Origin of the sequence: Aporhodopirellula rubra (assembly GCF_014192335.1) — a bacterium.
Classification (GTDB): domain Bacteria; phylum Planctomycetota; class Planctomycetia; order Pirellulales; family Pirellulaceae; genus Rhodopirellula; species Rhodopirellula rubra.
Genome location: NZ_JACHXU010000038.1, coordinates 1 through 15,800 on the forward strand (window position 1 = coordinate 1; position 15,800 = coordinate 15,800).

Sequence of the window (15,800 nt, forward strand, 5' to 3'; positions counted from 1 at the left end):
ATGCAACCCCGCGAGGTCCTACGAGCAAGACTCGCTGCTGGAGACAACTTGTTTGAAACAAAGTAGATATGTCAATGACTGTGCCATTCGTGCCACCCACCAAATGGTTGACTGGGGGTTGTTGAGTGATATGGTGTTGTTGTTTGGTTTGTTCACCGTGGAGACTTCTGATGCCAAGACCGAAGCGAAAAGAGCAGTTTGATAGTGGTGAAATCTGTATTGTGCATGCGATGCAGAGGTGCGTGCGGAGGGCGTATCTTGCGGGGGTCGACGCACAGACGGGCAAAGACTATTCGTTTCGAAAAGAGTGGATCCGACGCCGGATGGAGGCACTCGCATCGGTCTTTGGGATCGATGTGCTCTCGTACGCCATCATGAGCAACCACTTACACGTGATCCTTCGCAATCGGCCTGATGTGGTGGCGAGCTGGAGTAACTCTGAGGTTGCCATTCGATGGCTGCGAGTATTCCCGGGCCGGAGAATGGAAGAGCACTTAGCCGAACCGACCGAGCATGAGGTGAAAGCCTTGGCTGGAAATGCCGAGCGAATCGCTGAGATTCGCCTGCGAATGTCGGATATTTCGTGGTTCATGCGTTCGCTCGCGGAGCCGATCTCTCGATTGGCGAACAAGCAAGACGAGTGTACTGGTCGGTTCTGGGAGGGGCGATTCAAGGCCCAACGGATCGTGGACGAGGCTGGGTTGCTCGCCTGTAGCATGTACGTTGATCTGAACCCTGTGCGGGCTGCGATGACGTCGGATCCCGAGAAGGCTCCGCATACATCAGCATTCGATCGGATTCAGGCGAGCCAGGGAAAGCGGATCGATTCAGCTGCATTTGACCTGAAGCCGGTCCCGACGGCGGAGGCGGCTAAGCAGATTCGCGAAACGCCGATCGAAGAGCTTCAGAAGATGCAGAAGGAGAAGAAGCGTAGTCCGACTGGCAAGCGGATCCGCCGCGATGCGTGGTTGGCGCCACTGACGCTATCGCCGGGCAAGTTATCCAGCGAGGCGGAGGTGAATCGGGACGGGCTGCGAGCGAGCGACAAGGGGTTTCTGCATGTATCGATTCGCGACTATTTGAGGTTGTTGCGGTGGACAGCAAAGCAGGGCATTGAGGGAATTGCTGCTAAGGTCCCAGATTCGCTTGCGAGTTCGTTGACTGATCTTGGGATTGACGCGTCTATGTGGCGAGACTTGGTTTGGCAGTGGCAAAGGTATTTTGGAAAGTCCATCTGTGTTGGCTCGCCAGAGTCGATGCGTCAGGATGCAAAGCGTTGCGGTAAGCATCACCATCAAGGTCAAGCCGCTGCATCCGTCTGCTTTGTTTAGCCTGTATCACGCTATTTAGCTTCCTTTGGTGGATGCCCGAAACTGCTCCACCGGTCTGCGCCCTCGGAGTAGTTTTGGCCCTGAAAACGCGGTATGCGGTCAGGTGAAGGCGTGCCGCCTTTTCGATGGAGACGCTGCGGCAGTCGGACTCTCGGTAGTTTGGTGCGTGGCAGCATTTGGAGGTGTTGGTGGATACCCGAAACTGGTCTACCTGTCTGCGCCCTCAGCGTAGTTTTGGCCCTGGAAACGCGGTATGCGGTCGGGTGAAGGCATGCCGCTTTTCGATGGAGACGCTGCGGCAGTCGGACTCTCGGTAGTTTGATGCGTGGCACCAATTGGAGGTGAGGACGTAATGGTGGTAGGTTGATGCGTGGCACCAATTGGAGGTGGTCAGAAATGCCAGAAGCCAATCACATCGAATGATTCACATCGTCTCGGTGGTTGGTTCTAGCACCAGTCGCCAACAGCACCGAGAAACCACCGAACCCAGAGTGGCAGAATTACCTCTCCACCGACCGCGGAGCGTTCGGCCGCTTGGCTTCTGGGGTGTCTTTGTTTAGCTGTTTTGGTTGAGGAAGCGGCGGATCATGAGGAGGCATGCGTCGATTTGTTCGTCGGTGCCGACGCTGATTCTTAGGCCGTCGCCCCATTCAGGGAATTCCATGTAGCGAACCAGGATTTGGTTTGCTTTTAGGTATTCATAAATCGCTTTGTGTTGGCCGCTCGGGTGTGTGCACCAGACGAAGTTGGCGTGCGAGGGAACGGTTTCGAAACCCATTTCGCCGAGTTCGATGGCCATGCGTTGGCGGGTGACGTTCAGTGCGGCGACTTTCTCCGCCAACCAGTCTTGGCTGTGCATCGCGGCGGTGGCCGCGGCGATAGAAATCATATCGCAGTTGTAGCTGTCTTTGATCTTGGTCAATTCTGCGACGATGTGCGGTTGGGCAACAAGGAATCCGAATCGCAAACCCGCGAGCCCGTAGGATTTGCTCAGCGTTCGCGTCACCATCACGCGTTCGTTTTGCGTTACCAAGTCGAGGCAGTTTTCATTAGCGAAATCCACATACGCTTCATCGACAACCAACGGGCAATCGAGCGAGTCGGCGATCTCTTTGATCTGGGCCGGCGGAACGATCGTGCCGCTGGGGCTGTTCGGATTGGGCAGCAGAACGAGACGCAGGTCCTCACGAGATTCTCCGAACGCCGCGGGCAATTGCCAGTCATCGGCAAACGGGACTTGTTCCCACGAGGCACCTTGGATGTCCGCCAGGGTGCGGTAGAGGATGTAGCTCGGGTAAGGCAATCGAAGCGATTGGCCTTCGCCGACAAATCCACGGACGAGGATCGTCAGAATTTCGTCGCTGCCGTTTCCCGCGAGCACCCATTCGGGGCCAGGCAGCCCGAGTGCGTCGGCGGCGGCACGGCGGAAACTGGTCGCCATCGGGTCGGGGTAGCGGTTAAGCGGTCCCGACGCCGCCGCGGTAATGGCTGCCACAACCGCGGGAGGTGGAGGGAACGGGTTTTCGTTCGTGTTGAGTTTGATGAATTTGCCCGGCGGCGGTTGCTCACCCGGGGCGTATGGTTTCATCGCGGCGAGAGCGGGGCGAAATTGCAATGGGGAGGGGGATGGCAAAGGAGTGTGTGCGGCAGGAGGAATGGAAACAGGAATACAACACATGCCGCAGTGTGGCGGCACCTTCACTTCATTAACAGGCTTCACGTCTTCACCGCGAAGCACGCGTCGCGAACAACTCGAAACGGCCTCAGTAATTCAAAGCAACGTCGCGGTGGAAATCACCGATGGCGGCACCTCGCCTCGCTCACGCATCGCCTCGTTTGCGCAACGAGTCGTTCGAAATGCGGTCTCGCGAATTGCCGTTGATTGGGTCGCCGTTCGCCGAGTTACCGCAAACGGAGTCGGCCGCGATTGATTATTCGCTTTGTCGGTGCCTTTCCGGTCGATCTTCTGCGGCATCGATTGGTAAGACGTTAGACTTCGTAACGCTCGCCGATGCCCAGCACAACGGGTTTGGTTGGCGTGTGTTCGCGGACTTTTCGAGCCCATGAATTCGGGTTTTGTTCGATCGGTGGCCACGTGCCATAATGAGCGGGCAGGGTGACGCGAGGTTCGATCGCCCGGATGGCTTGGATCGAATCGTCGAAGCCCATCGTGTACAAGTCGCCGATGGGAAGGATCGCGACGTCGACGCCGTGCGCGTAGTATCGCATGTCGCTGAAGTAAGCCGTGTCGCACGCGAAGTAAACGCTCTGTTTTCCAGCCGATAAGACAAAGCCGACAGGGTTTCCGCCGTAGCTGCCGTCGGGCAAGCTGCTCGAATGAAGCGCTGGCACCATTTTTAGGTTGCCGAACGGGAGTTGGATCTGGCCGCCGGTGTTCATCGCAATCGGCTCGGGCAAGTCGTCTTTGCCGAACCCTTTGCCCGAAAACCACTGTGCGATTTCAAAGTTCGCGACGATCGGACATTGGTTGCGTCGAGCAATCGCTTCGGCATCCGCGATGTGATCGAAGTGTCCGTGTGAAACGAGAACGTGGGAGATTGATTCGAGTGCGTCGACCGTAGTTTCAGCGGCTGGGTTGTCGCTCAAAAACGGATCGAGAATGATTCGGTAGGAGTCGACTTCGATTAACCAGGTTGCGTGGGATAGCCACGTCAGTGCGATACTCAAGGGATCTCTCCGGATGCTCCACAGGAACGGAATGCGCGAGGCTCGGGCGTTTGAGCCGTCGAGCGAGTATCGTGACGCATTGGCTCAAATATTCCAAGGCGGTTGTGCCTGCGTCCGTTCCGTCCACGGAGTCACGCGACTGCCTATTGCGGCCCGTAATTACCCGCGTTTTACGTGTGGAGCGGGATTCGGCTCGTTTGCTGCATTCGTTCGCGTCAATTTGCCTCATTGTCACCGCGAGCGAGTTTGGCTACGAGTCGCGGGTGGGCGTTTCGGTGCGCCCAAGTTCTCGATTTGGCCTGCATCGATGATGAGAGAGGCGTGCTATGCGTTGCGTCGCGCGACGACCGCGTCGCTGAGGTCTTGCAGGATCAGGACGGTTTCGTCCCAGCCGATGCAAGCGTCCGTGACACTCTTGCCGCGGACCAAGTCACCTTTGCCGAGGCTCTGGTTACCTTCGACGAGATTGCTCTCGACCATCACGCCCATGATCCGCGAATCCCCTTCGCTGACTTGGCTGCAGATGTCACGACAAACGTAGCGTTGTCGCGTGTGTTTCTTGCGACTGTTCGCGTGGCTGGTGTCGATCATGATCCGCGACGGCAGGTTCGCTTTGGTGAGCAGTTCGGACGCTGAATCGATGCTGGCGGCGTCGTAGTTCGTGTGAGCTCCACCACGCAAGATAACATGGCAATCGCTATTACCCGTCGTTGCGAAGATCGCCGAAGTGCCTTCCTTGGTGACCGAAAGGAAATGGTGTGAACGTTGAGCGGAGCAAATTGCGTCGACCGCGATTTGCACGTTGCCGCTGGTTCCGTTCTTGAAACCAACTGGGCATGACAGGCCGGATGACAATTCGCGGTGGCCCTGGCTCTCGGTCGTGCGGGCACCGATGGCCCCCCAACCGACGAGATCGGCGATGTACTGCGGGCTGATCAGATCCAGGAATTCGGTTCCCGTTGGCAGTCCCATGGCGTTGATGTCACGGAGCAGGCCCCGGGCGGTTCGCAGTCCGCGATTGATTTCGAAACTGTCGTCGAGGCCGGGGTCGTTGATCAAACCTTTCCAGCCGACGGTGGTGCGAGGTTTTTCGAAATAGACCCGCATCACGATCAATAGATTGTCCGCGTGTTTCTGCTGCTCGGCGGCGAGCAGTGTCGCGTATTCGATCGCCGCTTCCGGGTCATGGATCGAGCACGGGCCGACGACCACAACGAGCCGGTCGTCTTCTTCATCGAGAACGCGTTTGATGCCAGCGCGGGCGGCGGCGACGGTTTCGGCGACCTCGGGTGTCGCTGGGATCTCCCCCATCAGTTCTCGCGGCGGCATTAGCGGCTTCATCTCGCGGATTCGGAGGTCGTCAGTAGCCGGAGATTGAGTCTTTTCGGTCATCGCGTTGTCTGCGAGGAATTGCGGATGGGGGGAACAATATTCTCGACTATCGTTGATCAACGTAAAAAAACAACCGGGCAGGAGTTACGGAGAAACAAAAAAATGCCCCGCTGTTGAGGGATGAACTGTGGTTAATCCCACCCCAACGCTTTTTTGCGGGGCGATCTCGTGCCGGACGTTTACTTCGTTTCGGATATTTAGCGATGATGGTCGAATCGATTACGTAAGTAAAAACACACTGACGTCGATGAGGAGGCCGAGGTTCGCGTTCGGGCGGAGCGTTTGAGTGATGACGCGAGCCAGTCGCTCTCAAAATCGGATCAGAAAGCGATCAGCAGCGTGCGGGAATCGGGTACGATTAGACATCTTGCGAGGGACCCTTGTCGCGTGGTCTCCTTTCGAGTCCAGCCAGGCGATGTTTTTCGCATGCCCTCCCTCACCAACCGATTTGCAGTAGGCCCGAACCCCAGCCGCACGACGAACCAATCGGCCAACGTCGATCCTGCCCGCCGACAAATCCCCCCCCCAACGCCCAACTCCAACCCGACGACAAAGTGCCCGTAGACAACGTGCCCCAAGCCGCCGATTTCTCCGATCAGCTCCGCAGGACGCTCGATCAACTGCGCAGCCGATTGTTGGCTGATCGTGGTGAGGATGCCCATTGGACGGGTGAGTTGTCGGCGTCGGCGTTAAGTACCGCGACCGCGATCAGTGCGTTGTCCATCGCGTGCGAGCAGATGCCCAGTGGCGATCGGCGCGAACGTTATCTCGATCTGATTCGCCGTGGGGCCGAGTGGCTCAAGGAACAGCAGAATGACGACGGGGGATTTGGTGATACCAATCGAAGCCATTCCAACATCGCGACCAGCTATCTGGTGTTGGCGGCGGAGACGTTGGCTCGACGTGTTGACGCGTTTTGGACGCCGCAAGTCAACACGGTTTTGTTGGCTGATTCGGCGCAGCCGATTGGTACTCGCCAATCTTCGGAGCCGTCCGAGTCGTCCGAGGAAGTTGTCTGTGAACGTCTTCTTCGGTTGCAGCGATATCTCGAGGCCGCCGGAGGGATTTCCGCATTGCGCAAGCGTTATGGGAAAGACAAAACGTTTGTTGTTCCTATTTTGAACAACCTTGCGATTGCGGGGTTGGTGCCGTGGTCGGAGGTCTCTGCGTTGCCGTTTGAAGCCGCGGTGTTTCCTCAGTCGATGTATCGATATCTCGGCATGCCCGTGGTCAGCTATGCGGTGCCAGCGCTCGTCGCAATCGGGCAGGCGAAGTTTCTTCGGTCGGGATGTTTGCCGCCTTGGTCGTGGGTGCGACGGGCATCGATCAATCCGACGCTCGCGGTGCTCGAGAGGATGCAGCCTGACAGTGGTGGGTATCTCGAGGCCACACCGTTGACGGCGTTCGTCGTGATGTCTTTGGTGGATGCGACGGCAACACACTCGCTCGAACTGGGCGCGTCACCGAAAGCACGCAGTGTGGCGGACGAACGCAGACGCCGTGTGATTGAGAGCGGCTTACAGTTTCTCGAAGAATCGATCACACCGGAAGGAAGTTGGCCGATCGACACCAACCTCGCGACGTGGGTGACGTCACTGTCGGTCGCGGCAATGACGAATGATCCCGCGGATCAGCGGGAGTGGGCCAGCGAGCCGATGGTGGATTGGATTTTGTCGTGTCAGCACACTCGGCGGCATCCCTTCACGGGAGCCGACCCGGGCGGCTGGGGGTGGACGGATTTATCAGGCGCGGTCCCCGACGCCGACGACACTCCGGGAGCGATGGTGGCGCTATCGAATCTGCGTGAGCATGTTACTGTTCAGCAACGCGAGCGAATCGACGGTGCGGTTCTCGACGGAAAAGAATGGCTGCTCGGGCTGCAGAATCGCGACGGAGGTTGGCCAACGTTTTGTCGTGGTTGGGGGAAGCTGCCGTTTGACCGCAGCAGCACTGATCTGACCGCTCACGCCATCCGGGCTCTGAAACAGTTGCCCGATTGTCCAAAAAGCGATGCCGCGATCACACAGGGGCTGACGTTTCTGCGGAAGTCACAACGTTCGGACGGATCGTGGGTTCCGTTGTGGTTCGGTAATCAGGATCGTAAAGAAGAAGACAACCCGATCTACGGCACCGCCAAGGTGTTGGTGGACATTCACCCGCGGTTCGATAAAAACGCGGTCGTCAAAGGTGTGCAATACCTGCTGAAAACCCAGAACCACGACGGTGGTTGGGGCGGTGGCGAGTCGGTGACCCGGTTTTGGGCGGCAGGAAATGCGGCGAAAACAAACGCAAACTCAGCTTTGCTGCCGATGCCCGCGAGACAAACGGTTTCGAGCGGTGTTGAAAACGGTATGACCTTGCAAGTATCGGACACGTCAGGTGAATTCACGTCCGAGACAGCCACGCTTTCGTCGATCGAATCTCGCGTTGAGGGATCGTCTGGCGAATCGGCGGTGGACGATTCCGTTGTCAGTTCGGTGGAGGAAACGGCTCTCGCGGTCGAGGCGCTCGCGAGTTTGTGGGAGCGTTTGAACACCACCGAATTTGCTGGAATTTGCGATCTTGTTCCCGGGGGGCCTTCCCTGACTCTCCGTACCCAAGACGCTATACTGTCCGGCTCGCAGTGGCTGATTCGTGCCGCTTGTGCCGGGCAACTCGACGTGGCGTGGCCGATCGGATTCTATTTCGCCAAGCTGTGGTACCACGAACGCCTCTATCCATTGATCTTCACGACGGCCGCCCTGGGCCGCGTTGCCGGTTTGGATGACACCATTTCCCGACCCGAGACGACTCTCCCTAGGTAAACATTTTGTCGACCGGACTCCCCCCGACGCGTACTGAATCGAATCGCAATCGCGCGACCCGAAACAACCGCCGCAACACCAGTCATCTCAAAGACGTGCCGGAAACGCTCGCGATGCGAGAGAGTTTGCGGGACCGTTGTCGTGAGGTCGCCGATCGGCTCGATCATGACAATCCGTTGACCAAAGATGAGATGGAGCAAGTCGCACGGCGAATGCTCGAAGAGGCGGATCTGCCCGAGGGTTTGCTCGGTTGGACGATGGTCAACATCAGCAGCGCGTTTTGGCGAAATCAGCTTTCAGCCGTTCCGCCTGAACGACGCCTGTTCCTTTTGCCACATTGCCTCAAGCACGCCGAAGGTTGCCCGGCGGACTACGACCAGTTCGGGATGAACTGTAAGCAATGTGGTGCGTGTAGCATTGCGGATTTCCGCAGCGTCGCCGAAGAAATGGGCTATCGCGTTCTTGTCGCGGAAGGATCGCCTGTTGTTTTGAAAATCATTGTTGGCGGTTACGTCGATGCCGTCGTCGGCGTGGCGTGTTTGAACGTGCTGGAAAAGGCGATTGATAAGGTGCTTCTTGCGGGAATCCCTTGCATGGCCGTGCCGCTGTTGTCGAGCGATTGCCGAAACACAAAAGTCGACGAGTCGTGGGTTGAGGAGATGATCCGAACGCCTTACGTTCCCGCCGCAACGCAAACCCGCAGTTACGTGCACTTGATGCGAGCAGCCGGTGGGCTGTTCGGGCGTGAAAGCCTCCATCGTCTCGCACCTCCGATGCGTGGAATCGGATTGCCGGATCCCGAGTCGCCTTTGATCGCCGCGTCACGCCGCACATCGTTATCGGTCGAAGGCGGTGTTGAAGGCGCGGTCGAGCGTCTCAACGGTGAGGTTGCCGAGCATGTGGATGATGCAATCCGTCCGGAGCATCTCGAAGGCGTTGACCCGATCGCGGCCACGGAAGCGATCGCGTACGACTTTCTCGCCCGTGGTGGCAAGCACTCGCGCCCTTTTATCACCTTGGCCGCCTACGACGCGATGACTGGTGGCGACGCGACGTGTGGCGACGGCGAAGCGATGACCGCGGCGATCCCCGACGCCGTCCGACGTGCTGCGCTCAGTATCGAAACGTTCCACAAGGCGAGTCTTGTTCACGACGACATTGAGGACAACGACGCCTACCGTTATGGCCAGCCGGCGGTTCATCATCGGTTTGGTGTCGCTTCGGCGATCAACGTCGGCGACTATCTGATCGGACTCGGTTATCGCTTGCTCAGTCGCGGAATGGTTGGCGACGAGGTTGACGCATCGACGCGAGTGGACCTGCTCGATTCACTCGCCGCCGCTCACGTTCGGTTGTCCGAAGGGCAAGGGGCGGAGTTGCTGTGGCGGGATGCGAAAGATCGACGTCTGCAACCGATTGATGCTCTGAAGATTTACGCGTTGAAGACGTCCCCGGCGTTCGAGGCGGCATTGTACAGCGGCGTGCGAATGGCGGGCGACGCTGAGCAACTCGTCGAGCCGATTCGTAAGTTCTCTCGCAATCTCGGTGTCGCGTTCCAGATCATCAACGACCTCAACGACTGGATCGGTGACGACTCGAATAAACTGAGTGCCGGGGCCGATGTGATCGCGGGACGGCCGACGTTGCTGTGGGCGCTCGCGTTGCAGCATCTCGATACAGAGGATCAGGAAACATTATTGCAGATCGCGTCGGACGACTGTGCGATTCCCGCCAGCGAACGGTTGTCGATCGCCGGACGTCTGTATCGCAAGGCGGGTGTGTTCGACATGTCGTTGCAGTTGGTCGACAAGCACCAGGCTCGGGCGGAACAGGTTGCCGATGAATTGGAGTCCGAACCCCTTCGCCGGTTGTTCTACTTCCTTGTCGACACGGTCCTCGAACGCCCCGAAATGCCGACGCCGAACACGATCCAATTGTCGATCGCGGCGCCGGTTGCCTAGCGAATCGACGACCGAGACATCCTTTCCCTTTGACGCAAATCCCGCCTCATCGATCCTGAGTTTGACGAAACGCCATACGCACAGGCGTGGCGTTGAGCCGGCTCCGGATCTCCCACCAGCCCGCAAGTCATCATGTCCGATAAAACCATCTCGGCGGCTGAGCCTCAAAGCGGTCGCCATCAAGTCAACATCGCTTCCTTGCTTGCGGAGTTTTACGCGTCGACGTCGACGTTGGCGACGTTTGATGAGGTGACCGAGTGCCCGCCCATCTATGGCCAGTTGCTCGATCATCACAGCCACATGACGGTGACGGTGGAAGCGTTTCACAAAGACGAAGTTGATGTGGTGGTGCACCGGAGTCGTAGCGTTTTGGATGACGGCGAATCGGTTTGGCAGAACGATCCGCTGTTGAAAACGGACGCTCGGTTGGCGATCGCGGAACGAACGGTCACGTATTCACGAGAGATCACACTCGTGACGCATAACACGGGTAAAGTCGTCCAGTACGGACTGGTTCGTTTGGATCCGTCGACGTTGGGACGAGAAGTGTGGTTGGAGATCGCCAGCGGAGAGATTCCGCTCGGCCGCGTTCTGATTAAGCACAACGTGTTGCGATCCGTCGAACGTTATCAGTTGTGGAAAGTCACGCCCGGCGTTGCGTTGGCGTCACTCCTGAAAACCGATCCCGGCGAAACCGTCTATGGACGTACGGCACTGATTCGGTGCAACGATCAGCCGGCCATCGAACTGATCGAGATCGTCCGATAGGGACGTTCAGTGTCGCGACCGTTGCCGCGTGTGCGAGCGTGGTTGCGGCGTCGAAAACGCGGGGTTTACGCAACTTGCGTCGCGGTCATTGGAGTGCGTCAGCGAAGTGAAACGGCGCCCCAAATCAGGCCGATCATCACCGACGCGTAAGCTGCGAACGGGAACGCTCTGATACGCAAGTGCAACGCGATTGCGCCGCCGAGATACGCGGTCAGCATGACAGCACCGATCATGGCGGTCGCCGGAAGGACGAACAACACCGAGGCGGAAATTTCCAGTGCCGCGGCCCCGTTCCGTAGCGAATCGGGCATCCCGAGTTGTTGATTCCACTTCGCGTTCATCGCGGGCAAGTTCAGCAGTTTTACCACTGCGCTCGCGATCGCCATCATCGCGATTAGCGTTGTCACGAGCCACGCGAATGCTTGGGTGACGAGAAGATCGTTCATCGGGGGAAGATCCTCTCAATGCGAGAACTTGCTGGCATCGAGCGAAGAGTGCTCGCTCGAGAAAATATCGTTACGGTTTGAGTGTGCGTGCTCGGCGTGTTGACCGCAAGGCCACTGGCTAAGACGCTGGCGTTTGAATCGCCGCGAAGTGTTGTTGCACCTTTTCCCGGGTGGGCTGTTTGATCACGCCTTGTTCGGTCACGATCGCCGTAACGAGTTCCGCGGGGGTGACATCGAACGCCGGGTTAATCACAGAGGCCTCGCGGGGAACCGCCATCCGGCCTTTTGTATGGACGTTCGAATCGGCTCCGAGCGTGTATCGCATCTCGTCTTCGCTGCGCTGCTCGATTGGGATGAGGTCGCCCGACTCAAGTTCGAGGTCAAACGTGTTGGTGGGTGCGACGACGTAAAACGGCACGTCGTGATATCTCGCCAAAACCGCCAGCGGGTAGGTTCCGATCTTGTTGGCGACGTCGCCGTTTTCTGCAATCCGGTCGGAGCCGACGATCACGGCGTCGATGAGTCCTCGTTGCATCAGGCTGCCCGCCATCGAGTCGGTGCAAACGGTCACGGGGACGCCCGCCTGGGAAAGCTCCCACGCGGTCAGGCGTGAACCCTGCATCAACGGTCGCGTTTCGTCAGCGAAGACGTTGAGCGTGTGACCCTTTTCGTGCAAATAGTAAATCGGTGAAAGCGCCGTGCCGTATTCTGCCGTCGCGAGCCCTCCGGCATTGCAGTGTGTCAGCACGGTTTGGCAATCGCCGAGCAGCGTGGCGCCATGTTTGCCCATCGCACGACACATGCTGCGATCCTCATTATGAATCGCAGTCGCTTCGTCGATGAGTCGTCGCGGCAGATCGCCGATCGTTTCATCAGTCGACGCCTCAACGAGGCCACGCATCCGGTCCAGCGCCCAAAACAGGTTGACGGCCGTCGGGCGGCTGGTTGCGAGGTATTCGATCGCGTCGTAATAACACCGGCGAACGTTCTCAGGACTCGCCGACGAATCGACTGGCGCAAGCGTCACGCCATACGCGGCGGCGATGCCGATCGCGGGTGCACCTCGCACGACGAGCCGCACGATCGCGTCGTGTAGTTCCGGTAGGCTTTCGCAAACCAATCGTTCCAGCTCCGCCGGGATTCGCGTTTGGTCGAGCAGGTCGACCGCCGCCGGAGTGTCTCCAGTGGCGGCTCGGTAGCGAATCGTTTCGGCGTCAGCGGTCATTAGATATCTTCTGCGGAAGGAACTCCGAATCCTTCGCGGTACTGACGGGTCAGCATCGTGTTGGCTTCGTCGTTGCCGAGGTATCGTTCGGTTTGGGGATCAAACGTGAGTTGCGGGCCGAGTGACAGCATGTCTACGTCGGGATTAACTCCGTTGTCACGTAGGTGTTGAAGTGTTCGTTTGAGAGTGGCGGCATCGTCATCACGTGACGCAAACTTCTCAACCGCAGCGGAAATTTCATCCGGCGTCGCCCGGTTCTCTTGGCCCAGATAATAGGACGTGTTTCCGTGGTGGGCAATCGAGGCGGATAAGTGTCCGCAGCGGGCGTCGGCCGTCAAGATCGACGCGTCGCGGTCAACGACAGCATCGATGAAATTGCTCATGTGGAGATTATTGAGGGTGCCGTTCTCTCTTGAATTATGTGTGAAGGATCGGATTTCCTTCTTGTTCAAATCAAATGCACGGCATGTCTCGTAGCTCGGACCCTGGATGACATATCCCTCGGTACCGTAGAACACCACCCCGATTTTGTTGCCTCGGGTTGAGCCGAACAATTCGTTCAATTCCTTGTCGGCTGAATCGTTGACGCCCAAGCCGCGGGTTTCGAAAACGATCGTCTTGTCGCCATAGTCGTAAATGCTGACTTGGGTGTTTGCTGTGTCACCGGCGTCGACATAGTTCGGATCTTTTCGCTCCGCTTGATATCCTAAACGTCCCGCGTAGGTGAGAATCGAGTTTGGGTGGCGATCGAGGCCGAGTCCCCATCGGGCGACATCGGTTTGGTGAGGCCCCTGGTTTCCGGAGTCACCGTTACCGTAGTGACGCTGCCAATGCCAGTCGTAGTGGAATTTTTGGCGGGTGACTTTCGGGTCCGTATAGCTGGCCGGGCCGCTCCACAAATTGAAGTCGATGCTGTCTGGGATGGAGTAATCACCGATCGGTCCGATCGATTTGCGGCGTTTGTAGCACAACCCGCGAGCCAAATTGACCTCACCGATGCCACCATCGGCGATGAATTTCATCGCGTCGATGCACGCGAGGCTACTGCGACACTGGGTGCCGGTTTGGAACATCCGCCCGTATTTCTTCGCGGCGGCGACCAGGGCTCGGCCTTCGTGAACGTTATGGCTAATCGGTTTTTCGATATAGACGTCTTTGCCCGCCTGCATCGCCCAGACGCCGATCATCGCATGCCAGTGATTCGGAGTCGCGCATGTAACGATTTGGATATCGTCCGCGTCCAAAATTTCACGGACATCGCGAACTACGCGGGGACGCGAGCCTTGCATCTCTTCGACTTTATCGGCCTGTTTTTCACCCACTTTCGAGTCCACGTCGACCAGCACACGAATCACCGTTCGCGGGTCGTTATGGAAACCGCCGACGTGTGACATTCCCCGGCTGTTGACACCGCAAACGGCAACGCCGAGTGGCTCGCTGGGTTGGCCGGACGTAGCCGCCGATGCACTGGAATGAACGCCCAGGGCAAGCCCGGCGGAAAGCGTCGCAGCAGATGTTGAAAAATCGCGTCGGTTCAGACGTTTCATCGAATTGTCTCGCAGGAAGGAAATGCGCGGAGGTGGGAAACGGGACCGCTGTATTATGCACACCGGCGACCCCAACGCCAGTGTTTCAGGTCGCCGCTAACGCCGAACTGAGCCACCAAAATTGGAGCAATTGTCCGATGGTATGAGTTTCTAGGCTCGGTAGGATCAATTCTGTTGTGGGATACCCGCCCTGGCGTAGAGATTCCCGAGATCTTTCGATCGCGGCCTGCATTCGATCCGGAATGACCGGTATCGCGGGAGCGGCGTTCTTCTTCCTTTTTCGCCTCTTTTCGACTTTTGCGTCGTCGCAGGAAGTTTCGTCGGGCAGCGATCGCTCTTTGGGATGCCCGTTCTCGATTTCGATTTGATCGGTCCGCACGGTCTCGACGATCAGTTGAGTGATCGCAATATCGCAGGTTAGGTTGTTGGTCCACGCGGAACCTGACTGTAATTCGGTCGACGTGCGAGTTCCCGTCGAGTGCCGCTTCCACGATTGATGCCACTTGCCGAGACCCGCGATTGCGGGATTCCAGTGCACCAACATGTGGTCGCGGATTGCTCGGTCGCATGCTAGCGAGTTCTGAATCGCGACGGACTGAATAACTATGTTTTCGTCTGCGGCGGATTGAACGAAGTGGTCGTTCATCGCCGCAGCGCCGAGCAGGAACTGAATGCAATCCAGTCCGAGAAACGCGGCGGGCAATAGTGTCGCCGCGGAATAGATTCCAAAGGGGCCACCCATGATCTCGCGAGACGGGAAGATTTCGGAGCATCCGATCTCTTCGGCGAGTTCACGCACCGGTCCGGTGTCGTTAGCAACGGGCGTGATCAGTTTCGGAGCCCATCTCGCGTGTTGATCCCCGAGAGACTCGGCGAGCTGGTTTGCGAACAAACGTAAGCCCATCGCCGTGGTAGCCGACACTTCGGGATCGTTACCGAGAGCGTCGACGGCGATGACCGCGTACCGATCTTTGGGGCCGGGCGTGTCCGATTCGCTCAACACGTTGTCTTGGTTCAATCGTCGCAGCAGACCTTCGACAGCATCGTTGTCGATACCACTGGTGCTGAAGTAGGTGCGTGGCTTGCTGCCTCGGGCTGCTCGAGGTAATTCGTTGTGATACGGTTCGCAACACGCTTGCATCAGCGCGGCGGGGCCGATCAACGCTGAGGGGGCACCGATCACGCCGACCGCATCGAGGTGATCATGCAATCGGTTAGCGACACGAAATACTCGACCCAATTCAGACTTCTCACGCAGCGCTTCGTACTCGATCAACAGTCGTTCGGGGCGATTGAACTCCGGTCGCACGCCGGTGCCGGAATGATTTAGCAAAGCCTCTCGGCGGTCTTTCAAAGGCTCGATTTGAGCGTCAAACTGCTCGGCGGTGACGCCGCGTGAATTATCGCCTAGGTTCGTCGCCAACGCACCCGCCGGGTTATAACGCAGCAGGCTCATTCGCGATCTCTCTTGCGGTCAGGGGGATGTTGGTCGAGAATCGGGAACACGCGTGCAAAATTGTGCCAGGAATGTTCGGGCCGTCTCGATAGGGAATCTCGTTAAGACAACGTCTTTTGCGGAGACGATTGCCCAGATGATGCCACGTCAACGACTCGGCCGGAAGTGGCACTCTCGCCGTC

At 58.0% G+C, this 15,800-nt stretch carries 13 protein-coding genes; 6 read left to right on the forward strand and 7 right to left on the reverse strand.

Annotated features, from left to right (window positions below; all coding sequences use genetic code 11):
- Both FHS27_RS30850 and FHS27_RS29350 read left to right on the forward strand, forming a co-directional pair.
- Positions 1-202, forward strand: a 202-nt coding sequence (locus tag FHS27_RS30850) for a hypothetical protein (protein ID WP_221225482.1), incomplete at its 5' end; no start/stop codon positions are given.
- Positions 171-1,331, forward strand: coding sequence for a transposase (locus FHS27_RS29350; protein WP_184309765.1), 1,161 nt, complete (start codon positions 171-173; stop codon positions 1,329-1,331). The genes FHS27_RS30850 and FHS27_RS29350, both read left to right, overlap by 32 nt.
- Before the next feature lie 556 nt (positions 1,332-1,887).
- On the opposite strand, the gene hisC is transcribed toward FHS27_RS29350, so the two are convergent.
- On the reverse strand, positions 1,888-2,946 hold the full coding sequence (hisC, locus tag FHS27_RS29355) for a histidinol-phosphate transaminase (protein ID WP_184309767.1): 1,059 nt from the start codon (positions 2,944-2,946) through the stop codon (positions 1,888-1,890).
- Between the two features lie 40 nt (positions 2,947-2,986).
- On the opposite strand from hisC, the gene FHS27_RS29360 reads away from it, so the two are divergent.
- Complete coding sequence (locus tag FHS27_RS29360) at positions 2,987-3,262, forward strand: hypothetical protein (protein ID WP_184309769.1); 276 nt, start codon at positions 2,987-2,989, stop codon at positions 3,260-3,262.
- 58 nt (positions 3,263-3,320) lie between these two features.
- Here the strand turns inward: FHS27_RS29360 and FHS27_RS29365 are convergent, their stop codons facing one another.
- Together FHS27_RS29365 and FHS27_RS29370 are read right to left on the reverse strand one after the other, a co-directional pair.
- A complete protein-coding gene (locus FHS27_RS29365) occupies positions 3,321-4,019 on the reverse strand; it encodes a metal-dependent hydrolase (protein WP_184309771.1) in 699 nt (232 codons plus the stop codon).
- A gap of 324 nt (positions 4,020-4,343) precedes the next feature.
- The gene (locus FHS27_RS29370) at positions 4,344-5,411 is read right to left on the reverse strand and encodes a 3-deoxy-7-phosphoheptulonate synthase (protein WP_184309773.1); all 1,068 of its coding nucleotides are present in this window, start codon (positions 5,409-5,411) and stop codon (positions 4,344-4,346) included.
- 554 nt (positions 5,412-5,965) lie between these two features.
- Between FHS27_RS29370 and FHS27_RS29375 the strand changes: the two genes are divergently transcribed.
- From FHS27_RS29375 to FHS27_RS29385, 3 genes are all read left to right on the forward strand, one after another.
- Positions 5,966-8,215 carry a prenyltransferase/squalene oxidase repeat-containing protein gene (locus tag FHS27_RS29375; protein WP_315854753.1) on the forward strand — a complete coding sequence of 750 codons (2,250 nt, stop codon included), beginning with the start codon at positions 5,966-5,968 and terminating at the stop codon, positions 8,213-8,215.
- A gap of 95 nt (positions 8,216-8,310) precedes the next feature.
- Positions 8,311-10,176, forward strand: a complete 1,866-nt coding sequence (locus FHS27_RS29380) for a polyprenyl synthetase family protein (protein ID WP_184309819.1) — start codon at positions 8,311-8,313, stop codon at positions 10,174-10,176.
- A gap of 132 nt (positions 10,177-10,308) precedes the next feature.
- A complete protein-coding gene (locus tag FHS27_RS29385) occupies positions 10,309-10,944 on the forward strand; it encodes a hypothetical protein (RefSeq protein ID WP_184309775.1) in 636 nt (211 codons plus the stop codon).
- Positions 10,945-11,042: 98 nt separating this feature from the next.
- Here FHS27_RS29385 and FHS27_RS29390 read toward each other — a convergent pair whose 3' ends face one another.
- The 4 genes from FHS27_RS29390 to FHS27_RS29405 all read right to left on the reverse strand — a co-directional run bounded on the left by FHS27_RS29390 (position 11,043) and on the right by FHS27_RS29405 (position 15,618).
- Entirely contained in the window at positions 11,043-11,390 is a 348-nt protein-coding gene (locus FHS27_RS29390; protein WP_184309777.1) for a DoxX family protein, read from the reverse strand.
- Positions 11,391-11,508: 118 nt separating this feature from the next.
- Positions 11,509-12,615, reverse strand: a complete 1,107-nt coding sequence (mtnA, locus tag FHS27_RS29395; RefSeq protein WP_184309779.1) for an S-methyl-5-thioribose-1-phosphate isomerase — start codon at positions 12,613-12,615, stop codon at positions 11,509-11,511.
- Positions 12,615-14,162: a Gfo/Idh/MocA family protein gene (locus tag FHS27_RS29400; protein ID WP_184309781.1), complete on the reverse strand. Its 1,548-nt coding sequence runs from the start codon at positions 14,160-14,162 to the stop codon at positions 12,615-12,617. The genes mtnA and FHS27_RS29400 overlap by 1 nt, the downstream gene beginning before the upstream one ends.
- A gap of 85 nt (positions 14,163-14,247) precedes the next feature.
- The gene (locus tag FHS27_RS29405; protein ID WP_184309783.1) at positions 14,248-15,618 is read right to left on the reverse strand and encodes a glucose-6-phosphate isomerase; all 1,371 of its coding nucleotides are present in this window, start codon (positions 15,616-15,618) and stop codon (positions 14,248-14,250) included.
- Positions 15,619-15,800: the final 182 nt, after the last annotated feature.